The organism is Clostridium sp. OM02-18AC, from assembly GCF_003481825.1.
Taxonomy (GTDB): Bacteria; Bacillota; Clostridia; order Lachnospirales; family Lachnospiraceae; genus Brotaphodocola.
Genome location: NZ_QULW01000011.1, coordinates 100,816 through 122,364, shown reverse-complemented (window position 1 = coordinate 122,364; position 21,549 = coordinate 100,816). Strand labels below are relative to the sequence as shown.

The following is a 21,549-nucleotide window of genomic DNA, read 5'->3' as shown; positions in this document are numbered from 1 at the left end:
ATTCATTATGAACCCTTGGTCCTTCTTTTTTATAGGCTATGTTTTTTCACAGCCCCTTTCTTTAATTCCAAATCCCACGCGCACCTTAAACAGATCCCCGTCGATCAGGATCTCAAAGGTTCCGCCCTGAAGCTTTGTCAGGCTCTGGGCGATGGAAAGACCAAGACCGCTTCCCTCGGTAGTGCGGGAAACATCGCCGCGGACGAAACGCTCGGTGAGTTCTTCCCCCTGCACGTTTAACGGGTTTGCAGAGATGTTTTTGATCGTGAAGTAAACCTTGTCGTCGTTCTGTTCCAGATCGGTGTAGACGCGGGTGTGTTCCATCGCGTATTTGAATGCGTTGTTGTAAACATTTTCGAGGACACGCCACAGATGGCGGCCGTCTGCCTCAATGAGGATGCTGCTTTCCGGAAGCGTGGAAACCAGTTCCAGATTACGGGTGGCAAATTTCTCTTCAAATTCTCCGTTGGTCTGCCAGATCATCTCGACCAGATCGAGGGTTGTCATCTCCAGCTTGACGTTGCCGGAGCTTGCTTTGGAGGCCTCGACCAGGTCTTCGGTCAGGTTCTTCAGCCGTTGGGACTTCTGGTCCAGGACTTTTAAGTATTCCTGAGCCCGTTCGCCTGGAATCTGTTCCCGTTTTAACAGGTCTACATAGTTAATAATAGAAGTAAGCGGTGTCTTAATGTCGTGGGAGACGTTGGTGATCAGGTCGGCTTTTAAACGCTCACTTTTCACCTGCTCCTGAAGGGCACGCTCCAGTCCGGTTCCGATGCTGTTGATCATGTTGCCGACTTTTAATTCCTTGCCATCGAGTCCGGCCAGATTCATCTGGTAGCTGGTATCGCCGCCTGCAATTTTTTCAATCGCATCTGCGATCTGGTCTTCCTGACGGGACTGCAAAAACAGACGGTGGAAGGTCTGATAATCCAGAATGACCACGAACAGGAAGCCGAGAATGCCAATAAGCTGTGCAGCGGTATGGGAACGGAAGCATACGCAGATAAAAATAATGCTGATTCCCAGCGTCTGTGCGGCAATAAATGCAAGAAACAGGCAGAACAGTCTTCGGGAATAAGTCCGGTCCGCAAAGTACAGATTCAGATTTTCCTGCACGTGATGGAGCATACTGTTGCTCCAGAGCTGGCGGCTCTTATAACGCCGCAGCATACTGAATGCACCGACCATGCAGCAGCCGTAAACGATCATGGCACGCAGCATCCGCTCAGAAAAACTCCAGGCATCGCTCTGTGTTATCAGGTGGATTAATGGATAGCCAATTTTTTCTGCGAGGAACAGCATGAACATGGTACTGACAGCGGTCAGAAGAATGCCGCTTTCGGTGGTGATCATATCGAAACCGTGCAGATATGGATTGGTGCGCTCTTCCGTGCGGTATCCGGATACCAGGATCAGGTAATATAAGGTGATCAGGCAGCCGATGATACCAAGCGCCAGACCAAACATGGCTTCTACGAAACGTCCGCGCAGGTGCCGGTAATCGGCGGCCTGTTTGGCGTAGCTGTCGTCGGCATCGTAGTGGGTATCGACGGCAACCGTCATATGGTAGCGGTCTGCATCGTTTACATTCAGCTGTTCCAGCTGGGACATGACATTTTTCGGAAGTTCATCCAGATTGTTGTCGATGAGAATGGAACTGCTGTCTACCGAGCAGTAGCGTCCCATGGATTTTAGCTGGGCATCGGTTAGGTCGCCGACATTGGAATACTCAGAAACTACGATGTCATCGTCCAGATAGGTGATCCGAAATTTGAAATTGGATGGATTGGAGAGCAGCCGGTAGTTTACAATGTAGTATTCGCTCAGACAGTTTAACACTTCTTTGGAAAGATCCAGGAGAGAGGAAAAGGCGTCGCCCGGCTCTTTTAATGTGGCATTGGGATCGTAGGCACGCCAGTATACGACCTGATCCCTTGCCGTGGAAGCATCGTCATAGATGAAAAGGTCGTTGACGACTTCAAACTGATCGTTTAAATAAAATCCCTGGCTTTTGGCATAGCGCAGGACTTCTTCCAGGGTATAGGTGATCTCCGGACCGTTGTCGCGGCTGACAGCAAACATTTCTTTGGAAAGATCCAGGCTGCCGTCAGTCTCGAATACGTCCCGGTAGGCAACGTATTTGAAAACGTGGTCCAGATCTTCCTGGAACTGATCCCGGAAGGCGGCAGAGTCATCGTAGCGGCGGTCCAGGATCCAGGAGAGACCAGAGCCGATGCTGGTGTTTAAGTACATGACACTGATGGAAAGCACCGCCATAAACAAAAACAAGATGTGCAGGAATACTGCAATGTTTTTCTTGATCCGCATGGAATAATCTTTTAGTCTCATGGGCAGCTCCTACTGTTTCTCAATCTTGTAACCGACACCCCAGACTACCTTTAAGTAGCGCGGTTCCCGCGGGTTGATCTCGATTTTTTCGCGGATATGGCGGATATGTACGGCGACGGTGTTGTCTGCGCCGATGGCTTCTTCGTTCCAGATCTGCTTGTAGATCTCGTCGATGGAGAAGACTTTTCCGGCGTTTTTGGTCAGCAGCAGAAGAATGTTGTACTCGATCGGAGTCAGTTTGATGGGCTCATCATCGACAAATACTTCCTTGGTGTCATCGTTGATGGTGAGTCCGCCGCATTTGTAAATGTTTTCGTTGCTGCCCTGGTTCATGTTGCCAAGCTGGGTGTAGCGGCGCAGCTGCGATTTGACCCGGGCCACCAGTTCTAACGGGTTGAACGGTTTGGAAAGATAGTCGTCCGCACCGATGTTTAAGCCGAGGATCTTGTCGGAATCCTCGGATTTCGCGGAGAGGATGATGATGGGAATGCTGCTGGTCTCCCGCACCTTTAACGTGGTACGGATGCCGTCCAGTCCTGGCATCATGACGTCGATGATCATCAGATCGGCGTGTTCGGTCTCTAAAATTTTTAAGGCATCGTAGCCGTCGTAGGCTTTTAAGATGCGGAAGCCTTCTCCGGTTAAGTAAATATCTATCGCATCGACGATCTCTTTGTCGTCGTCACATACTAAAATGGTCTGCATGGAGTCCTCCTTTGATGTGGGATGCAGATGCCTGCATCCGGTTTTGCTGCCGGAGTCTTGTGACCTGGCAGCGGTGTTTCTTTAAGTATATATCAAAAAGGGTCTTACCGCAATCGGCAAGACCCTCTTCTTTTTAACCTACTGGTAATCACATACATTCAGCCAGCTTTGAAGCAGTTCCTTTTCTTCCGGACGTTTCTTCGTGAGCTGTGCCGCAGCTACCAGAGGCAGCCACTGCTGTACATAGCGTTTGGCGGTACTGGTCTTTTCACAGAAGAGATCCATGTACTTTTCCGCTGCTGCCTGATCGGTCAGGCAGAACAGAAGATAGGTTCTGGCTACATCTGCGCTGGCATTGCCCTGGGCTGCGTGAACCCAGTCAACCACATACATGGTGCCGTCTTCTTTTACGATGATGTTGTCCGGCTGGAAGTCTCCGTGGCACAGTTTGGCGTGCTTTGGAGTGCTGTCAAGGCGGGTAAGAAGATCGTAACGGTTGACGGGATCTAATTCTTCCATCTCAGAGATCTGCCGCGCCATTTTGTCTTTTAACTTGTTCAGTAATGGACAGGTCTTGGAATGAATCATCAGCTGCAGTTCAACCATCTGATTCAGATATTCGTCGCGCTTATCCGGGTTCTCCGCCATAAGCTCTTTGAGTGTCTTACCTTCGATGTAGTCCCTGGTAATGGACCAGCAGCCGTCTTCCTCGACAGAAACTGCCTGGATGGACGGGATGTTGATGCCGCCAATGGCTTCAACACGTGCGTTGATCAAAGCTTCGTTTAAAACCTCTGCTTTTGGGAAGCCCTTGCAGAACACTTTTACCGCTTTATCGCCATCGCGATAGACACTTTTGGTCGCGTTTTTGGATATTAACTCTCTTGCCATACGAAACTCTCCTTCCTTATTTATGATGCTGATGCTTGCCGACAGGTTGATAACCGGATCACCAGGTAGGCTGTACGTAACGGTTACTGCATTTTCACAATTACGTCGGTTCCTATTTTACTACAAAGCTGGAAGAATGTCACCAACTTTTTGATAATTATTTAACGAAATATTAGACGTATTATTTCTTTTGCACAGGAGCTGTCTGGTGCTGAAAGAAGCCGTTTGCCAAAGCAGCGTCTCAGGAGAAGCGGAGAATCGCAGTTCCGTATGCCGGAAGCGGCAGGGATACGGAGTATGGCTGTCCATCGCATTCGGATTTTACGGCCTTGAAAACAGGAGCTTTTTCGCCTGTTTTGTAGGCACCGTGATCATTATCCAGGATCAGCGTATAATTGCCGCGCTTCGGAACGCCGACCCGGTAATCCGGACGGGCCACCGGAGTAAAGTTGCATACGAACAGCAGGCTCTTTTTGTGGTTTCTCGCATAGCGCACAAAGCTGTAGATGCTGCGGTCACCGTCGTTGGCATTGATCCAGTAGAAGCCGTCCCAGTCATCGTCGGCTTCATAAAGTGCCGGATAGTTCTGATAAATATGTAACAGGTCCCGCACATAATGCTGCAGGTTGCTGTGCAGATCTTCCTCGGTCAGGTGCCAGTCCAGGCTGACCTTTTCGTCCCACTCGTGGAGCTGACCGAAATCCTGTCCCATGAAGAGAAGCTTTTTGCCCGGATGCCCCAGCATAAAGGTGTAACCGGCTTTCAGGTTTGCAAATTTATCTCCGAAGAGACCCGGCATCTTGTTGATCATGGAGCATTTTAAGTGAACGACTTCATCGTGGGAGAGTACCAGGATAAAGTTTTCGCTGTTAAAGTAGGTAAGACCGAAGGTCATCTTGTGGTGGTTGAATTTGCGGAAGTACGGGTCCAGCTTCATGTATTCAAGGAAATCATGCATCCAGCCCATATTCCACTTGAAGGTAAAGCCCAGTCCGCCTTCCTTCGGATCATGAGTGACAAGAGGCCATGCAGTGGATTCCTCAGCAATGACCATGGCACCGTGACCGCGCTGCATGACAATGCTGTTTAAATGGCGGAAAAATTCGATGGCTTCCAGGTTCTGGTTGCCGCCGTACTGGTTGGCAACCCACTCGCCGTCTTTGCGGCCATAGTCCAGATAGAGCATGGAGGCAACCGCATCGACACGCAGACCGTCTACATGGAACTGCTCGATCCAGTAGAGCGCGTTGGCGATCAGGAAGTTGGAAACCTCGTGCTTTTCATAGTTGAAAACTTTGGTGCCCCAGTCCGGATGCTCGCCTTTTCGTGGGTCCGGGTACTCAAAGAGGGGCTGTCCGTCGAAGTCTGCAAGACCGTGTGCATCCCGCGGGAAGTGTGCCGGCACCCAGTCCAGAATGACGCCGATGCCTTTTTTGTGCATGTAGTTGACAAAATATTTAAACTCCTCCGGCGTGCCGTAACGGGAGGTCGGGGCATAATAGCCGGTTACCTGATAACCCCAGGAGCCGTCGTAAGGATGTTCGGCAATACCCATGAGCTCCACGTGGGTGTAGCCCATGTCTTTGACGTAAGCGGCGAGCTCTGCGGCTGCCTCTTTATAGGTATAGTAACCATCTTTTTCCGGGCGGTTTTTCTTTTTCCAGGACCCCAGATGCACCTCATAAATGCTCATGGCCGCTTCACGCGGATTGGTGCTTTCCCGTTTCTGTATCCAGGAAGCATCGCTCCAGCGGAAGGAGTCGTGAAAGGCGGTGATGGAAGCTGTACCAGGCCGGTATTCTGCGTACTGGGCAAAAGGATCGGCCTTGAAGATGACTTTGCCGGTCTGGGTCGTGATGGCAAATTTATAAAGCTCTCCCGGCTTGATGCCTGGAATGAAACGTTCGTAAATACCGGAGGTTTCCAGTACCTGCATCGGGCAGGCATCCGGATCCCAGTTGTTGAAGTCGCCCACAACACTGACGGATGCGGCATGAGGAGCCCAGACCGCAAAATAATAGCCGTCTTTCCCCTCATAGGTTTTCGGGTGTGCACCGAGCTTGTTATAGATCTCATAGTGGGTGCCTTCTCCGAAGAGATAACGGTCACCGGCGGTGATAAAGCCGGTTTCCGTCTGCTTTTTCTTATCTCTGACTGCCATAAGGTTAGTCCTCCCTGATCTTTAGGACAACACTGCTGTTGCCCGGTAATGTAAGGTTTAATTTCCCGTTCTCAACTGGAATGATGGAACTGTCCATCAGATTTTCGGCCTTGGAGGCATGCAGCGGGACCGGAACGGAAAGGTGGCTTTCCTGGTCGTCACTGTTGGATGCGGTAATGCAGATGCTTCCCTGTGCGTGTCTTGCAAATGCATACTGCCGGTTGGTCAGCAGAAGCTCCTGGTAGCGTCCGCCATGGAATTCCGGGTTTTCCGTGTGGATACGGGCCAGCTTTGTGATCAGGTCTGTGAGGTCACAGTGCTTTGCCTCGCCTTCCTCCAGTGTGATGCAGGGCCTGAGCGCAGCATCGCTTTCCCGGGTGCGGGTGCCGGTGAGTTCCCATTCCCCGCCATAATAAATAGAAGGAATGCCCGGAAGGGTAAAGAGCAGTGTCCATGCTAACGGAAGATGTGCCTTTTTATTTAATTTGCTGGCAATGCGGTTTTCGTCGTGATTGTCCAGGAAGGTGTAGAGCTTTGTGCCGATGGTCTCCAGCCTCCGCACATTGTGGGCGATCTCGAAGAAGTTGTGGTCGTTGAGTCCGGAATACAGGCTCTTATGTAATTCGTAGTTGGTGACGGAATGGAGCATGCCGTCATTGACCCAGCGTCCGTATTCGCCGTGAATGACCTCGCCCATAAGCCAGAAGTCCGGCTTCATGGAAGCGGTCTGGGAACGCATTTCCTGCATGAATCCGAAATCCATGACATTGGCGCAGTCTAAGCGGATGCCGTCGATGCCGAATTCAGAGATCCAGAAGCGGATGACATCGAACAGATACTGTTTTACCTCCGGGTTCTGCAGGTTTAAGCAGGGAAGCTCAAAATGTCCCTGCCATGCCTCGTAACCGAAGCCGTCGTTGTAAGGGCTGTTCCAGCCAAAGTTGACACCCTTATACCAGCCGCAGTAGCGGGACTGTTCCCGGTTCTTCTGAATATCCTGAAAGGCGAAAAATTCCCGGCCGGTATGGTTGAACACTCCGTCCACCACAACCTTAATGCCTGCTTTGTGGCAGAGCTCTGTGAAATGACGGAAGCCTTCATTGGTGCCAAGACGGCGGTCTACGAGACGGTAGTCACGGGTGTCGTATCCATGGGAGGAGGACTCAAAGAGTGGTCCGATGTAAAGTGCGGTGCAGCCTAACGCTTCCATATGGGCAACCCATTGCTCCAGTTCGGGGAAGCGGTCGGCTACGGCGTCTTCGGTGTTGGCAAAGGGTGCCCCCAGCATACCAAGCGGATAAATATGATAAAACACTGCTTTTTCATACCATGATGCCATAGATAACAAGTCCTCCTGTTGTAATTTTTCGTGTGAAAATCGTAACTGTCCAGTACCTTCACAGTTACTAAAACTCTAAATTCTCCAGCAGCTTGAAGCGCCGGAGCAGAAACTGATAGCGGAGCCAGACCGCGTTCAGCTCGTAGATACAGCAGTCGATCAGCGGTGGGTCCGTCACCTGGTCGAACTGGTTTAATAAGGATTCCATTTTGTGCTGTGTCTGGTGGATCTCGGCTTTCAGTCTTACATTTTCACGCGCCGCAGCCTGTTGAAACTCCCTGCGCGTGAAGGACATTCCATTCTTTTTCATGGGTTCATGCACTCCTTTTGGAGTGTAGTATCTGGAATGTATGGAAAAAATATGCGTAAAAAATAACACTTATTCCTGGCTGAAGATCTCTTCAACCAGATAACCCAGTTTCATAAGCTGCCTTGTGCAGTCCATAAAGGTGAGACGGTAGTAATTGGAAGTACCGGACTGGGTGACCTCCACCAGCCCGCAGCTTTTCATGATCTTCAAATGATGGGAGATAGCCGGTCTGGACAGATTTGTCTGCCGGGTGATCTCGTTTACGTTCAGCCCTTCCGCATGACCGTTCTGGGAGGCAATGCACAATGCTTCGATGATGTTTAAGCGGACCTCATCTCCGAGGGCGATAAACAGCGGCATACAGCTGTGAAACAGTTCCTGTAGTTCTTTGGAGTCCGCCATAAAAACCTCCTTTGGTTTAAAAAATTGAACTAAGTTCATTCTATCACGCTTGATTGTTCATGTCAACCAAAGCAGATGGGAGAAAAAGGATATTTTTCGTCAAAATGTTACATGATGCGAGGCGTTTGGCCTGGAAAAACGGCCTGTGACTGTGAAAGTACGGAATTGTTATGAAAACAAAAAAGCCGCCAGACCTTTGGGACCGGCGGCGGTGTGATCGTGTGGAAGTGCAGCGAACAGAGGAAGATTTATTTGTCGAAATCTGTCTCGAATACACCTTCCGGGGTGCGCATGGTGAGAACACCCAGATTAAACTCCTCATCCGAGATGGTAATATGGTATTCAAATACGACATCTTCCTCAAATTTGGAGAGCAGTATATAATCTCCATTTTCTTTGCCCTCAATTTGGTCGCAGATATCGTTGTAAACAGCTTCGCCGGAAATTTCTCTTGGGTAGCCGGATTCTTTGATCTTTGCTTCGATTGCTTCGTATAATTCGTTCATGATAACACTCCTTTGGGTTGATCTGTAGCAACAGTTACAGACAGTATAACATCTGGAACGGGAACTGTCTATTTGTTGTTTGGTTGTGCAAATTTTTGCAAATTTTGTCGAATTATGCAGGGGGTCTTTGTTGACGGTTTGTCGTACGATCGGGTATGATAAGGGCACGATCGCTGCATCGTTCTGATGCAGCATTCATTGGTAACTGTACGGATACGAAACATGCAGGTACAAAGCAGTTACCGGGATTCATAGAGTTCTGAAAGCAGATTGTTTTCAGACATCGGCCGTTTCGGCAGAATATTCATGATGTGTAAGGTTTGGGATTCCAGAGAAGGGGGTGGTCTTTTATTGCATATGGGACAGGCAATCTGGTTTTCTATGCAGGCGTAACACTGTGTGCATGGACAGACTGGAAATATGGAAAGGTGAAAAATATCTGGCTTTTGCTACTTGCGTTTGCAGGGGTATTGCAGCAGGGAACCGGCTTCTTTTCCGGTGCTGTATGGTTTCTGGTATTTGGCATGGCATTGTTCCGGTTCCGCTTTATGGGAGCGGGGGATGGGAAGCTGATGGCAGTGATCGGCGGATACCTGGGGATAAGGAATGGCTTTTATGCAGTGGCGCTGGGATTTTTCATCGGCGCGGTCTGGAGTTTATGGAAACTGAAACGCTATGGTCTGGCGGCAGAACGGTTTTATTATCTGCGCAATTATGCAGTAAGCACATGGGTGAGCGGCGAAATCCGGCCTTACGATGCGTTAGAGCAGATTGACTTACCGCACCATATTCCCTTTGCAGTTTGTCTGGCGGCAGGTGTGTGGGGGTATGAGATTGCTACGCACTTCATGGGAAATGGAAGCCTGTGAAAGAAGCGTTTTGTCAGAATATATGCGCGTGCAGAGAACAAGGCTGCTGTGGAAACGATACATTTGTGTGGATAGGTGGCAGGGATCCGGGTAACAGGTTACAGGATAAGGGGGATGAGAACGATAAAAAAGATTATGGCAGTTTATGACGTGGATTCCAGGTACGCGGACCGGTTTGCGGAATTTGCAAATCAGAGGGAACAGGTGCCGTTTCGGGTGGTAGCCTTTACCAGCCTGGAGAAGATGCGGGAATTTTCGGAACGGGAGGAGATTGCGATCCTTCTGGTGGGAGACTCTGTCACAGAGGAACAGCTGACCGGGATCCGGGCGCTGCAGACGGTGCGCCTCAGTGAGACAGGGCTGGCAAAGGAAGGGGAAGCCGTGGTGTATAAATACCAGGCTTCAGACAGTCTTTTGCGGGAAGTGATGTCCTGGTACCAGCCGCAGGAAATGGTACCGCTTATGACGATAACCGGCAGAAGAAGCCAGATCATCGGTGTTTACTCCCCAATTGGTCGCTGCGGGAAAACAAGCTTTGCACTGACCCTTGGACAGGTGCTGGCGCGGGACGAAAAGGTTCTTTATCTCACACTGGAAGAATTTTCTGCACTGTCTGCCCTGACGGCAACGGTATATACCAGTGGACTTTCGGACCTACTGTATTATTACACCCAACGGGAATATAATCCGGTGCGTTTAGGCGGTGTGACGTACAACTGGGGTGGACTGGACTACATTCCGCCGCTTACCAATGCAGAAGATAAAAATGGGATCAGTCAGGCGGTATTTGCCGGTTTGGTCCGGCGGATTGCTTCGGATGGTGTTTATGAGACTCTGGTTCTGGATGTGGGGATGTTTTGCGGCGGGGCGGAGGAAGTGCTGTCGGTCTGCGATCTGATTTATGTTCCGGTAATGGAAGATGTCGTGTCAACTGCAAAGCTGGAAGCGTGGAAGGAGTATTTGAAGAGGTCCGGACGCAGCGTGATCTGGGAAAAACTGAGGTTTTTAAAACTCCCGAGACCAGGCCAAGCTCTTGTGCGGGAAAATTACCTGGAGCAGCTTTTGTGGGGAGAACTGGGAGATTTTGTGCGGGAACTGAGATAAGAAGGTGGAAGCTGAGAGAAATGGTGAAAGCTGAGGCAGGAGGTGGAAACTGAGAAAAACGGTGAAAGCCGGTATGATTTTGCGAGGAGGTGACAAATGTGGGCGTGAAATCTGCGAAAGGAAAGCATCTATCAGAGAGCGATGCGTCAGTACGGAACAGGGAGGGAGAACCGGAGAAAAATCTTCTGGATCTTCTTCGCAGCGAGGTTCGTGAGGGACTGGCGGGTCTGGATCAGATTGGTGATGAGGAATTGTACGACTGCATCGATCAGGCAATTGCAGATCAGGCAGAACACTGCTATCTGCCGCTTAGGCAGCGGATTGAACTGCAAAACAGGTTATTTGACAGTTTCCGGCGGCTGGACATTTTACAGGAGCTGGTGGATGACCCGCAGGTGACAGAAATTATGGTAAATGGGAAAGACCACATTTTTGTTGAGCGGGGTGGAAGGCTGGAGCGCTGGGAGCATAGTTTTGAAAGTGTGGAACAGCTGGAGGATATGATCCAGCAGATCGTTAGCAAGATCAACCGGGTGGTGAACGTGAGCAGACCGATCGCGGATGCCAGACTGGTGGAAGATGGTTCCCGCGTTCATATTGTGCTGCCTCCCATTGCCCTGGAGGGACCGGTGGTGACGATCCGGAAGTTCCCGGAACCGATTACCATTGAGCGTCTGATCCGCTATGGCTCTTTAACGGAAGAGGCGGCGGAATTTCTGGGTATGCTGGTGCGGTCCGGATATAACATTTTTATCAGCGGCGGAACCGGATCTGGAAAAACTACATTTCTCAATGCATTGTCCTCTTATATCCCTGAGACGGAGCGGGTTATTACGATTGAGGATTCTGCAGAGCTGCAGATCACTCAGGTGCCGAATCTGGTGCGCCTGGAAACCCGGGGACCAAATGCAGAGGGGGAAGGCGCGATCGGGATCAGTGATCTGATCCGGGCATCCTTGCGTATGCGTCCCAATTACCTGATCGTCGGGGAGGTCCGTGGAAAAGAATGTCTGGATATGCTGCAGGCACTCAATACCGGACATTTCGGACTTTCCACAGGACACGGAAACAGTGCGCGGGATATGTTATCCCGTCTCGAAACCATGACGCTGATGGCTGCGGATCTGCCTTTGCCTGCGGTAAGAGGGCAGATTGCCTCTGCGATTGATATTCTGGTTCACCTAGGAAGACTGCGGGACCGGAGCCGGAGAGTGCTGGAGATTACGGAAGTGACTGGTTTTTCGGACGGGGAGATCCAGCTCAATCCGCTTTACCGTTTTGAGGAAAGAAGGGATACAGATGAAGAAAAGGAGCGGGGAGAGCCAGAGAAGTGCAGCAAAACCAGAGGTTTGGGGCGGGCGGAAAAAGGAAGGGTTTCGGGCACGCTGGTCCGGGTTGGTACCCTTAAAAACCGGGAAAAACTGCAGGCAGCAGGCTGGGAAGCAGCAGGGACCGGATTATAACCAGTATCACCTGTCTGCAAAAGAATTTACATGGGTGCTTGGAAAAAGCGCAGCAGTGAGCGGCTTATTTGCTTATGTGTTTTACCGCAGTATACAGATATTTCTGGTGATGCTGCCAATCAGCATGTTCCTTCTTTTCTGGAGGGAGCGAAAGCAGCGTTTAAAGAAACGGAAGCTGCTTTTAGCACAGCAGTTTAAGGAAGCAATGGTGATCCTTGCCGCATCGCTCAGCGCCGGTTACGCCATGGAAAATGCCATGGCTGTGAGTCTGGAGGAACTGCTGCTTTTGTATGGGGAAAACGGACTGATCGTCGAGGAATTTTCCGGGATGGTGCAGCAGATCCGGACTAACCGGAATGTGGAACAGGTGCTTTTGGAATTTGCCGCCAGGAGCGGTCTGGAGGATGTACAGAATCTGGCAGAGGTACTGGGGATCGGCAAACGGACAGGAGGTGACCTGGGAAGTATTATGCGCCACACAGCTGAGGTGATCCGAGATAAGATGCAGGTAAAAGAAGAGATCCTGACGCTGACCGCATCGAGGCAGTTTGAACAGAAGATCATGAACCTGATTCCTTTTTTCATTGTATTCTATGTGGAAGGAACTTCGCCGGGATTTTTTGATCAGATGTACCGGACCGGAATGGGACGATGCCTTATGACGCTGTGTATGGGATTATACCTGACTGCATTCTGGCTGTCAGAGCGGATTCTCGATATTGAGGTGTAGTATGAGAGCAGGCGGTGGAGGACAAAACGAAAGAAACAAATATAAATCAATGCAGGGCAGGAGTGTCCAGAGAAGACCGCTGCAAAACGGAATACGTTATGGCAAAACAGAGCCGCAAAGAACTGGACAAAGCAAAACAGAAGCGGGCAAAAACAATCGAAGGTGGATAGAACAGATCAGAATGTGGCGAAGCAGGATTGCAAAAAGCAGCTTTCTGCGCTCGGCAGTCTGCGTTGCAGTCAGCCTGCTCCTCTGGGGATATCTGACGTATCTGGCACCGGATCAGGAAAATGGCTTGTCACAGGGGCAGCTGGAAAGGGAAAGCTATGGTGGCTCTCCAAAAGAAGAACAGCTGGTGGTAAACGGTCTTGGAAGCAGAGAGCAGACTGTGACGGTAAAAGTCAGTCCAAGGGTCTATACAAAGCAGGAAGCGGATGCGGTGTTTTTTGAGATCATGGACCGTATGGAAGAACGGATCCGCGGAAAGAATGAGAGCCTTCAGGAAGTGTCGGAAAATCTGAAGCTTCCCTCTTATCTGGATGAGTATGGTGTGCGGGTGCGCTGGCATTCTTCAGAGCCGGAGCTTTTGTCTTCAGCCGGAACGATTGAAGCTGGGATTGAAAAGAAACAGGAGGTGGTGCTTCAGGCAGAGCTTTTGGCGGGAGAGTACCGTGCGGATTTTGAGTTACCGGTAACGCTGGTGCCGAAAAAACGAACGGAAGAGGAATTGCTGAAAAAGCATTTTTCAGAAGAGGTGAGCCGCCTGGATGAGCAGCAAAAGCAGTACTCGTCGCTGCAGCTTCCAATGGAATATCAGGGAAAAGCGTTATCGTACCGGAGTGCAGAAAAGACAAGCTATGCCGTGATCCCATTATTGGGTGTGCTGATGGCAATGCTGTTGTTGCTGCAGGAAAAGTCGAAACAGCAGCAGTTGGAGAAGAAACGGGAGCAGCAGCTTTTACTGGATTATCCGGAGGTGGTGTCAAAACTGCAGGTGCTGGTAGGTGCAGGCATGACGGTGCGCAATGCCTGGGGGCGTATGATTCACGATTACGAAAGCGCGCCGGAAAAAAAGGTACGGCCTGCCTATGAAGAGATGCGCCAGACATATTACCAGATGGAGAATGGAACAGCGGAGGGAGCCGCGTACCGGGATTTCGGAAGGCGATGCCGCCTGCAGCCTTATCTGAAACTGAGCAGCATTCTGGAACAGAACCGGAAGACCGGAACAAAAAATCTGAGGGAACTTTTGTACAGAGAGGTGGAGGATGCGTTTGAACTTCGGAAAAATCTGGCAAAAAGGCTGGGAGAAGAGGCCACAACCAGGCTTCTGGCGCCGCTTTTGCTTCTGTTGTTTGTAGTAATGATCTTTATCCTGGTGCCTGCCATGATGAGTATGGGATGATGGATTTTCATTCTGATAATGCGGAGCATTCTGAGCAGGGAATGTTGTGGCTCAACAAAAATCAAGAAAGGAAATGGGGAAGAGTATGAACAGAAAGAAAAACTGGAAGGAAAATAAGCTGGTGCAGGAGTGGAACGCGTTCTGGAAACAGGAAGAAGGTGTGGGTACGATAGAAATTGTACTCTTGCTCGTGGTGCTGATCGGTTTGGTGATCATTTTCAAGACCCAGATCACCAAGCTGTTGGAGAACATTTTCAAGGAGATTGAAAGTCAGTCAAAAGAAGTTTATTAGGAATTGTTAGGATGGGATGTGGGATGAGGCAGTATGGGAAAAAACAGGGATTGCGTGGACAGATTACCGTGTTTATCAGCATGATCCTGATGATCCTCTTTGCATTTTTATGTGTATTGATGGAATCCGCGCGTACGGCCGGGGCGAGGTGGTATCTGCAGATGGCGGTCTCCTCTTCCATGGATTCCGTGTTCAGTCAGTATCACCGGGAACTGTGGGACCGGTATCGCCTGTTGTTTGCGGAATATGAAACCCCGGAAGAGATCGAACAGGATTTTGCAGGATTTCTGCTGCCTTATCTGGAAACAAAAAACTGGTATCCCATGGCGCTGGAGCAGGCCACTGCAGAAGAGGTTGTGCGGGCAACGGACGGACATGGAGCATACCTGGAGAAAGAAATCCTGGACTATATGAAATATGGGATATGGAAGCTGGATTTTGAGGGTGATGGCGTGCCGGAACTCTGGGACTATGAGCGGGAGGCGGAGGCTGTGACTGAGATGGCACAGACCTACCGCCTCAGAACCCGGGATGTGTGGAAGCTGGAGCGGGTACTGGAAGATATCAGTGGAAATCTGGACCGACAGCGGACATTCCGTGAGCAGGGATTAAGCAGTCTCTCTTCTTATGATGGAGCGGGATTTCGCAGAGCGGCGGAGCGGATGATCGGGGAATTAAAAAAGATTCCGGGGCTGGTACGGCAGTATGAAAAAGAAGCGGATAAGCTGTCTGCTGTCCTGGCAGCGGACCGGCAAGAGCAAAATGCGCGTGCGGACCGGTTGAGTGCCGGGACAGCAGCGGCTCTGGATGAGGAAATCCAGGAATACGAGGCATACATAGCGGAAGATGGGAAGCGCAGGCAGGAAATCCGGAATCTGGAGTCAGACAGTGCCGGGCAGATTCAGCGTCTGGAAGCATTGATCGAACTTTCCTATGAAGTAGAACGGGAGATTGAAGAATGGGAGGATGAGGAGGATGAAGATGGAGATGGCGGTGAGCCGGATTATGAGAGCTTGTGGAGACCTGTGCGCAATGGCCTGGAAGGGATTGTAATTCCGGTATTATCCTTTGCGCATGGCATTCAGGATAAGCAAAAGGAAGGCTGGTTAAAACAGGTGGAACAGCTTTACCAGGAAGGAATGCTGGGGCTTCTGGTGCCGGAAGGACACCTGGTATCGGAAAAGCTTGCCAGTACGGCGGAACTTCCTTCCCATACAGAAAGCTATGAGGAAGGCGCCGGGAGCGGTAGCATGGTGGATCATGTTCTGGTGAATGAATACTGCGGAATGTTTTTCTCCCAGTTTTGTTCTGGGGTGGAGCAGAAGCATGTTCCGGAAAAAAGAGAGGGACAAAAGAATCTGAAAAAGACCAATGAAAATTCAGGCGAAACAAGCCCAGGTGCAGAGTCTGTGAACACAACGCAGGGAGATATAGCAGGGGACGGCACAAAGCTGGAAACACAGGCACATGTTTTGGATTACGAGATGGAATACCTCCTGTTTGGAAATGCAAGTGACCGGGAAAACTTGAGTGATGCAGTGCACCGGCTTTTAGCAGTCCGATCCGGTCTGAATTTGATCCATATTCTTTCCGACAGCGGTAAGCGGGAACAGGCCAGGGCGCTGGCAGCCGTGATCACGGGAGCCGGTTCGATCACACCGCTGATTTTGGTGACAACTTTTTTTGTCATGTCGGTCTGGGCTTTAGGGGAAGCACTCATGGATGTAAAAGGACTTCTTGCCGGAAAAAACGTGGTTTTGTTGAAAACAGCGGAGGACTGGACGCTGGATGTGGAAAACCTGCTTGCTTTGGGACGGGATGGAACACTGAAGGCCGGAGGCGGGGAACGCGGGCTTTCGTATCTTTCCTGGCTGAAGATCCTGCTGTTTGTGGAACCGACAGTCCGCCAGGAATACCGGATCATGGATGTGATCCAGCTGAATCTCGGGCAGGGGAAAAGCGGATTTCGCATGCGCAACGGCGTGTATCAGGTGCATATGTCCGGAAATGTCTGTGGAAAATACCTGTTCTTTTCTCCGGCATTTGTGGAAAACCTGACTGGAAACCGGGAAACGGGAATGAATCTGACCGTGAAAGTAGAACGACGCTATTAAAAAGGAGGTGAAAAGGAATGCTCTGCTGGATGAACGATCCAATCAGCCGCGGACAACAACGGGCGAATCAGAAAAATAAAACAAATGTACCTCTCCAAGTACGAAGCCCCTTTCAAAAAGACAAATGGTTCTCAGCTCAGAAATGCGGCAGGAAACATTCGGACAGCAGGGCATTCCCTTTCACCTCCCTGATGAGAGTACGCTTTGCAAAAAGGGAAAAATCCACGGCAAAAAACGGGTTCAGGTCGTTGAATGCTTCCTTGACACTGGAAGCAGCCCTGGTGCTGCCGCTTCTGATCTTTGCCTCAGTCTGTCTGATGCTTCCGGCCAGAATCATGATGACAGAACGGAAACTGCAGGCAGGTCTGGAAGCAGCAGGAGAAGAACTGAGTCAGTATGCCTATCTTCTGGACCGTGTTGAGCGGGGAAATTTAGGCAGCATTCCAGGGGCAGGGGAAGCAACCCTGGCATTTTGCCAGAATGCAGCGGCCGTAGCAGCTCCCATGTATGCCCGTGGAAAAACCATGGATTATTGTGACACGGCACAGGTATCCCACGTCAGTATGCTGGGATCTTCTATCCGTGAGGATGGGGAGACGCTGGATCTGGTTATGGAATATGATATTTCCTTTCCGTTTCCGGTACTCGGACTTTCCTCCCTTCATCGCACGGTACGAAGCCGGAGACGGTGCTGGATCGGAAGGGACGGGCGTTACGGGGCAGATGCGAATGTCGGGGATGAGGATGAGCAGATCGTATATGTCGGGAAGAACAGCACGCGCTATCATCCGGACCGGAGCTGCCATTACCTGTCAAACAAGCTGACGGCGGTGGCCTGGGAAAGTGTCTCCGGTAAACGGAACACAGATGGCAGCAAGTATTATCCATGCGCTTCCTGTGCCCAAAACGCTGGAAAGGGAAGTACCGTTTACATTATGCCAAGCGGGGGACGTTACCACGCAATGCAGGATTGCAAAGCGATCATGGCTTATGTGCGGGCGGTAAAATTAAAAGAGGTAAAGCATCTGGGGGCTTGCTCTTATTGCGGTGGAGGATGAGTGATCTGGAGAATGCGCAGTCACGATATGGGGCAAATGGTGATAGCAGGAAAATGAAGAGGAAAATAACGATCACTATGGAACTAACGATAGAAATGATTCTGGTTTTAGTCCGTATGGGCATCTTTGTGATTTTCCTGATGACAGCGGCCTGGCAGGATTTGAAAACAAAACAGATCAGGATAGGGGGATTATGTTTGTCCGGGGCGGCAGCATTGGCGGTTCAGGCACTGGTCGTGTGGTCCCTGAGCCTGAAAGGGGACGGAACTGGCGCGGACTTGGGAATTTTATGGTTGTGGAAAGCATGGTTCCCTTATCTAGCAGGGCTTCTGCCCGGTGCAGCATTGCTGGTATTTTCCTGGCTGAGTGGGGGGATCGGAGCAGGAGATGGCTGTTTCTTTCTGATCAGCGGTCTGTTCCTGGGCCTGGCAGACAATCTGCTTCTTTTGTGCGGGGCAGTATTGAGCAGTGGCTTATTCGGATTGGGATATTATGTGTTTCACTGTGTGAATCGATGCAGGAACCGGAGCAGCTGCCAGGAAAGAAGATTGAAAATCGGAAAGACAGAGTTTCCTTTTTTGCCTTTTGCGGTGTTACCTGGAATTTGGATCGTGGTAAACCGGATCGTGCAGATGGACCTTTTGGGTTCATAACAGAAGATTGTTTACTGGACATGTATGTGTGTCCAGCAACGAACATTGCTTTCTGGAAACAGGAAGCGCCTTGCGTGACGCAAAGGAGGATGGCTGCCAGGAATGGGATAGGAGAGAGTAGATGAGATACAGGAGCGAAATGCAGAAGAAAAAAGGATTGCGGGCCAGTATGACGGTAGAGGCGGCAGGTGTTATGGTAGTCGTGCTGACTACACTTATGGTACTGATGGGGCAGGCAATGAGCTGGAGCGCCAGGGCAGCAGGAAATTTCAGGCTGCATGAGACCGTGGAGCGGGAACGTCATCAGATCGAACATGATCAGGAAGAACGTATTCAGAGGCGGGCGGATGGAAGCAATTGGAACTTGGAAATTTCAGCGCCGGTATTCCGTCCGGAAAAATCGCTTAGGATGTGGAGTCTGGCGGAGGATATGACATGAAGACCAGTTATCAGAGAGAAATGAAACGAAATTACCTGATCGTAGATCCGGAATTGTCGGAATTTCCGGAGATGATTCCATTTGAACAGAAAATGCTGGAGCAGAATCAGATTGAGGGAATCCTGCATTTTCAGGTAAGACAGAAAGATGAAAAAATCCGTTTCTTTTATGAAATTACATCCAGGCAGCCTTTGACCCGTATGCTGGAAGGGCAGTCTGTTCAGGCACCACAGATCCGCGCATTGGTATTTGGAATTGCCCGCGCCCTGGATCATATGGAGCAGTATCTGCTCAGCGAGAAAAATGTACTGCTGGATCCGGAATATCTGTATGTGGACCCGGAAAGTTTAAAGGTATGGTTGTGTCTGGTACCCGGAAGAGAGTGTGATTTCCCAGAGGATTACAGTAAGCTTTTGGAGTATCTTCTCGGAAAAGTCGACCATCGCGACAAGGAATCGGTGGTGCTGGCCTACGGACTTTACCAGGAAACCAGAAAAGAAAATTATGGAATGGGGGATATCCTGCGGCTTGCGCAGCAGAAATGCAGTGTGGAAAAAAACGGGGATAAAGACGGAAAAACGATATTCAGGATGGGATCTGATGGAAGTGCAGGTGCTGAAGAAAATGGCAGGACGGCTGCGTCTGGAAAGGAAGCTTTTGATGAGAAGCATTATGAGCAGTACCCGTTTCGCGAAGCAGCCCGGAAACTTCCGGAAGCCGAAAAGCAACCGCCAGCGTGGCAGCTGGGTACCGTGCGCACCAACAAGATTCAGACGGATTCCGAACCCGGCGAGAGCAGCTTTTGGGGAAGGTGGAAACAGCACAGAAGAAAACGGCAGGAAGAAAAACAGCGGGAGTATGAGCGGGAGATCCAGATGCCCTGGGAGACGATATTCGCGGAAAATGACTCTTTGGAGTCACCAGGATATTTTGATGCATATGGAAATGATGCCGAGAAACGTCAGGGAAGAGAAACAGCAGGAAGGGAACCGGGATCAGAGAAGCCTGCCCAGGGGAATGATACCGTCCTTTTAAATGGCGACTCATCCGAAAATCGTACAACGATCCGAAAACTTGCAGCATTGGACGCGGGAACAGAGGATATCGTGATTGCCTATTATCCATTCATTATTGGAAAGCAGGAAAATCTGGTGGATTATATTCTGCCCAGGGAGACGGTCAGCCGTCTTCATTTGCGGATCGACCGAAAGGATGAGCGGTATTATGTGCAGGATTTAAATTCCACAAATGGGACCAGTGTGGGCGGCCGCATGTTGGAAAATAATGAGATTATGGAAATCTGGGAAGGCGTGGAGGTAAACATTGCCGGGGTAAGATATCGGTTTGAGTAGGAAAATAGATGTGGATTTTTGTGGGTGGATACGTTAAGATAAGGAAAAGATCAGAAAAATGGCTGCGAAAGCGAGAATGGAATTTATATGAACCAATATCAGAATCCTTATGAGATAACACCACTCCACCGTCCGCGTGCATGGGTCAATGGTATGCTGATTATACTTAATATTACTTATTTTTTGTATCTGGAGCTCGCAGGTTCCAGTGAGGATGCCTATTTTATGCTGCAGCACGGTGCCATGTATGGTCCTTGTGTGTTGGAAGACCATGAGTATTACCGGCTGCTGACTTCCATGTTTATGCATTTCGGCATCAACCATATTGTGAATAATATGCTGGTTTTATTTGTACTGGGGGACAATTTGGAGCGGGCACTTGGAAAAGTGAAGTATCTGCTGTTTTATTTACTCTGCGGAGTTGGGGCAAATGTGGTTTCCATGCTTTTTGAACTGCCGGTGGGAGACTGGGCAGTAGGAGCCGGAGCTTCCGGTGCGATCTTTGGAGTCGTGGGCGGTCTGATCTATGTGGTGGCTGTGAATAAAGGATGCCTGGAAGATCTAAACAGCCGCCAGCTGGTGGTTATGGCTGCTTTTTCCCTGTACCTGGGTTTTACCAGCACCGGAGTTGACAACGCAGCGCATGTAGGCGGTCTGGTCATCGGCATTATTCTGGCAGCGCTTTTTTACCGTAAACCTAAACGTACTTGCCGAGCCGATATTTGGAGTGTATAATTTGTGATAGCAATGAGCAGTGCCGAAAACAGGCAGAGCGCGCCGGTCGTGCTCGCACGGGCCGGTGCGGGAGGCATGTTTTCGATAGGGCGAACGCCCGACAGTGAAAAAACACGAAGTGTTTTTGAACGGGCACTGAAAAAGTGCCGAAAACAGGCAGAGCGCGCCGGTCGTGCTCGCACGGGCCGGTGCGGGAGGCATGCACTACTACTAATAATTATGGAGGAAATGAACATGAGAGATGATAATTGTATTTTCTGCAAGATCGCAAACGGCGAAATTCCGTCTGCTACCGTATATGAGGATGATGACTTCCGTGCAATCCTGGATTTAGGTCCGGCATCCAAAGGTCACACCCTGATTCTGCCGAAGAATCATTATAAAGACATCTGCGAGGCAGATGAGGAAGTTATGGCAAAAATCCTGCCGCTTGCTGCAAAGCTCGGAAAATCCATGAAGAGCCAGCTTGGCGCCAGCGGATTCAATGTTGTCCAGAACAACGGAACCAGCGCAGGTCAGACCGTATTTCATCTGCATGTCCATGTGATCCCGCGTTATGAAGGCGGTCCGGATATGGTAAACTGGGTACCAGGAAAGCCAGAGCAGGAGGAGCTGGTACAGACTGCAGAGACGTTAAAGGCAGGACTGTAAGTAACAATTTAAGTATATGAC

Annotated in this window: 22 protein-coding genes; 14 read left to right on the top strand and 8 right to left on the bottom strand. The window is 50.2% G+C overall.

Annotated features, from left to right (window positions below; genetic code table 11):
* Positions 1–36: 36 nt before the first annotated feature.
* From DXB18_RS09490 to DXB18_RS09455, 8 genes are all read right to left on the bottom strand, one after another.
* Entirely contained in the window at positions 37–2,349 is a 2,313-nt protein-coding gene (locus tag DXB18_RS09490; RefSeq protein ID WP_118707425.1) for a HAMP domain-containing sensor histidine kinase, read from the bottom strand.
* 9 nt (positions 2,350–2,358) lie between these two features.
* Positions 2,359–3,054, bottom strand: a complete 696-nt coding sequence (locus DXB18_RS09485; protein WP_118543135.1) for a response regulator transcription factor — start codon at positions 3,052–3,054, stop codon at positions 2,359–2,361.
* Between the two features lie 138 nt (positions 3,055–3,192).
* Positions 3,193–3,945, bottom strand: a complete 753-nt coding sequence (locus DXB18_RS09480) for an aminoglycoside phosphotransferase family protein (RefSeq protein ID WP_118543136.1) — start codon at positions 3,943–3,945, stop codon at positions 3,193–3,195.
* 241 nt (positions 3,946–4,186) lie between these two features.
* Positions 4,187–6,106, bottom strand: coding sequence for a 1,4-alpha-glucan branching protein GlgB (gene glgB, locus DXB18_RS09475; RefSeq protein WP_118707423.1), 1,920 nt, complete (start codon positions 6,104–6,106; stop codon positions 4,187–4,189).
* 4 nt (positions 6,107–6,110) lie between these two features.
* A complete protein-coding gene (locus tag DXB18_RS09470; RefSeq protein WP_118707421.1) occupies positions 6,111–7,445 on the bottom strand; it encodes an alpha-amylase family glycosyl hydrolase in 1,335 nt (444 codons plus the stop codon).
* 67 nt (positions 7,446–7,512) lie between these two features.
* Entirely contained in the window at positions 7,513–7,755 is a 243-nt protein-coding gene (locus tag DXB18_RS09465) for a DUF2508 family protein (protein WP_243035318.1), read from the bottom strand.
* A gap of 69 nt (positions 7,756–7,824) precedes the next feature.
* Positions 7,825–8,157, bottom strand: coding sequence for a metalloregulator ArsR/SmtB family transcription factor (locus DXB18_RS09460; protein ID WP_118543139.1), 333 nt, complete (start codon positions 8,155–8,157; stop codon positions 7,825–7,827).
* Between the two features lie 248 nt (positions 8,158–8,405).
* The gene (locus DXB18_RS09455; protein WP_118543140.1) at positions 8,406–8,663 is read right to left on the bottom strand and encodes a hypothetical protein; all 258 of its coding nucleotides are present in this window, start codon (positions 8,661–8,663) and stop codon (positions 8,406–8,408) included.
* A gap of 320 nt (positions 8,664–8,983) precedes the next feature.
* On the opposite strand from DXB18_RS09455, the gene DXB18_RS09450 reads away from it, so the two are divergent.
* The 14 genes from DXB18_RS09450 (at position 8,984) to DXB18_RS09385 (ending at position 21,528) form a co-directional block, all read left to right on the top strand.
* On the top strand, positions 8,984–9,532 hold the full coding sequence (locus DXB18_RS09450) for an A24 family peptidase (protein ID WP_118543141.1): 549 nt from the start codon (positions 8,984–8,986) through the stop codon (positions 9,530–9,532).
* Between the two features lie 114 nt (positions 9,533–9,646).
* Positions 9,647–10,636, top strand: a complete 990-nt coding sequence (locus DXB18_RS09445) for a hypothetical protein (RefSeq protein ID WP_118707419.1) — start codon at positions 9,647–9,649, stop codon at positions 10,634–10,636.
* Positions 10,637–10,872: 236 nt separating this feature from the next.
* Positions 10,873–12,099, top strand: a complete 1,227-nt coding sequence (locus DXB18_RS09440) for a CpaF family protein (protein WP_118543206.1) — start codon at positions 10,873–10,875, stop codon at positions 12,097–12,099.
* Positions 12,032–12,829 (top strand): type II secretion system F family protein, encoded by a 798-nt coding sequence (locus DXB18_RS09435; protein WP_118707417.1) that lies wholly within the window; start codon positions 12,032–12,034, stop codon positions 12,827–12,829. Before DXB18_RS09440 ends, DXB18_RS09435 begins: the two co-directional genes overlap by 68 nt.
* A 14-nt stretch (positions 12,830–12,843) precedes the next feature.
* On the top strand, positions 12,844–12,999 hold the full coding sequence (locus tag DXB18_RS16175; RefSeq protein WP_182430530.1) for a hypothetical protein: 156 nt from the start codon (positions 12,844–12,846) through the stop codon (positions 12,997–12,999).
* Positions 13,000–13,010: 11 nt separating this feature from the next.
* Positions 13,011–14,234, top strand: coding sequence for an immunoglobulin-like domain-containing protein (locus DXB18_RS09430; protein ID WP_118707415.1), 1,224 nt, complete (start codon positions 13,011–13,013; stop codon positions 14,232–14,234).
* Positions 14,235–14,319: 85 nt separating this feature from the next.
* Positions 14,320–14,526: a Flp1 family type IVb pilin gene (locus tag DXB18_RS09425; protein WP_118543145.1), complete on the top strand. Its 207-nt coding sequence runs from the start codon at positions 14,320–14,322 to the stop codon at positions 14,524–14,526.
* A gap of 23 nt (positions 14,527–14,549) precedes the next feature.
* The gene (locus tag DXB18_RS09420; protein WP_118543146.1) at positions 14,550–16,640 is read left to right on the top strand and encodes a DUF5702 domain-containing protein; all 2,091 of its coding nucleotides are present in this window, start codon (positions 14,550–14,552) and stop codon (positions 16,638–16,640) included.
* A gap of 191 nt (positions 16,641–16,831) precedes the next feature.
* Complete coding sequence (locus tag DXB18_RS09410; RefSeq protein WP_118543147.1) at positions 16,832–17,698, top strand: hypothetical protein; 867 nt, start codon at positions 16,832–16,834, stop codon at positions 17,696–17,698.
* A 77-nt stretch (positions 17,699–17,775) separates the two neighbouring features.
* Positions 17,776–18,351, top strand: a complete 576-nt coding sequence (locus DXB18_RS09405) for a hypothetical protein (protein WP_147355233.1) — start codon at positions 17,776–17,778, stop codon at positions 18,349–18,351.
* 121 nt (positions 18,352–18,472) lie between these two features.
* On the top strand, positions 18,473–18,790 hold the full coding sequence (locus DXB18_RS09400) for a hypothetical protein (RefSeq protein ID WP_118543149.1): 318 nt from the start codon (positions 18,473–18,475) through the stop codon (positions 18,788–18,790).
* A complete protein-coding gene (locus tag DXB18_RS09395; RefSeq protein ID WP_118543150.1) occupies positions 18,787–20,142 on the top strand; it encodes a DUF6382 domain-containing protein in 1,356 nt (451 codons plus the stop codon). Before DXB18_RS09400 ends, DXB18_RS09395 begins: the two co-directional genes overlap by 4 nt.
* An 87-nt stretch (positions 20,143–20,229) precedes the next feature.
* Positions 20,230–20,877 carry a rhomboid family intramembrane serine protease gene (locus DXB18_RS09390; protein ID WP_118707407.1) on the top strand — a complete coding sequence of 216 codons (648 nt, stop codon included), beginning with the start codon at positions 20,230–20,232 and terminating at the stop codon, positions 20,875–20,877.
* A gap of 234 nt (positions 20,878–21,111) precedes the next feature.
* On the top strand, positions 21,112–21,528 hold the full coding sequence (locus DXB18_RS09385; protein WP_118707405.1) for an HIT family protein: 417 nt from the start codon (positions 21,112–21,114) through the stop codon (positions 21,526–21,528).
* Positions 21,529–21,549 lie beyond the last annotated feature (21 nt).

Excerpts from the sequence above, each read along its gene's own strand:
- glgB (WP_118707423.1), bottom strand. The coding sequence starts at position 6,106 with ATGGCAGTCAGAGATAAGAAAAAGCAGACGGAAACCGGCTTTATCACC.
- DXB18_RS09445 (WP_118707419.1), top strand. The coding sequence starts at position 9,647 with ATGAGAACGATAAAAAAGATTATGGCAGTTTATGACGTGGATTCCAGG.
- DXB18_RS09390 (WP_118707407.1), top strand. The coding sequence starts at position 20,230 with ATGAACCAATATCAGAATCCTTATGAGATAACACCACTCCACCGTCCG.
- DXB18_RS09395 (WP_118543150.1), top strand. The coding sequence starts at position 18,787 with ATGAAGACCAGTTATCAGAGAGAAATGAAACGAAATTACCTGATCGTA.
- DXB18_RS09485 (WP_118543135.1), bottom strand. The coding sequence starts at position 3,054 with ATGCAGACCATTTTAGTATGTGACGACGACAAAGAGATCGTCGATGCG.
- DXB18_RS09420 (WP_118543146.1), top strand. The coding sequence starts at position 14,550 with ATGAGGCAGTATGGGAAAAAACAGGGATTGCGTGGACAGATTACCGTG.
- DXB18_RS09410 (WP_118543147.1), top strand. The coding sequence starts at position 16,832 with ATGAGAGTACGCTTTGCAAAAAGGGAAAAATCCACGGCAAAAAACGGG.
- DXB18_RS09405 (WP_147355233.1), top strand. The coding sequence starts at position 17,776 with ATGGAACTAACGATAGAAATGATTCTGGTTTTAGTCCGTATGGGCATC.
- DXB18_RS09480 (WP_118543136.1), bottom strand. The coding sequence starts at position 3,945 with ATGGCAAGAGAGTTAATATCCAAAAACGCGACCAAAAGTGTCTATCGC.
- DXB18_RS09465 (WP_243035318.1), bottom strand. The coding sequence starts at position 7,755 with ATGAAAAAGAATGGAATGTCCTTCACGCGCAGGGAGTTTCAACAGGCT.
- DXB18_RS09430 (WP_118707415.1), top strand. The coding sequence starts at position 13,011 with ATGTGGCGAAGCAGGATTGCAAAAAGCAGCTTTCTGCGCTCGGCAGTC.
- DXB18_RS09490 (WP_118707425.1), bottom strand. The coding sequence starts at position 2,349 with ATGAGACTAAAAGATTATTCCATGCGGATCAAGAAAAACATTGCAGTA.
- DXB18_RS09400 (WP_118543149.1), top strand. The coding sequence starts at position 18,473 with ATGAGATACAGGAGCGAAATGCAGAAGAAAAAAGGATTGCGGGCCAGT.
- DXB18_RS09455 (WP_118543140.1), bottom strand. The coding sequence starts at position 8,663 with ATGAACGAATTATACGAAGCAATCGAAGCAAAGATCAAAGAATCCGGC.
- DXB18_RS09385 (WP_118707405.1), top strand. The coding sequence starts at position 21,112 with ATGAGAGATGATAATTGTATTTTCTGCAAGATCGCAAACGGCGAAATT.
- DXB18_RS09470 (WP_118707421.1), bottom strand. The coding sequence starts at position 7,445 with ATGGCATCATGGTATGAAAAAGCAGTGTTTTATCATATTTATCCGCTT.
- DXB18_RS09425 (WP_118543145.1), top strand. The coding sequence starts at position 14,320 with ATGAACAGAAAGAAAAACTGGAAGGAAAATAAGCTGGTGCAGGAGTGG.
- DXB18_RS09460 (WP_118543139.1), bottom strand. The coding sequence starts at position 8,157 with ATGGCGGACTCCAAAGAACTACAGGAACTGTTTCACAGCTGTATGCCG.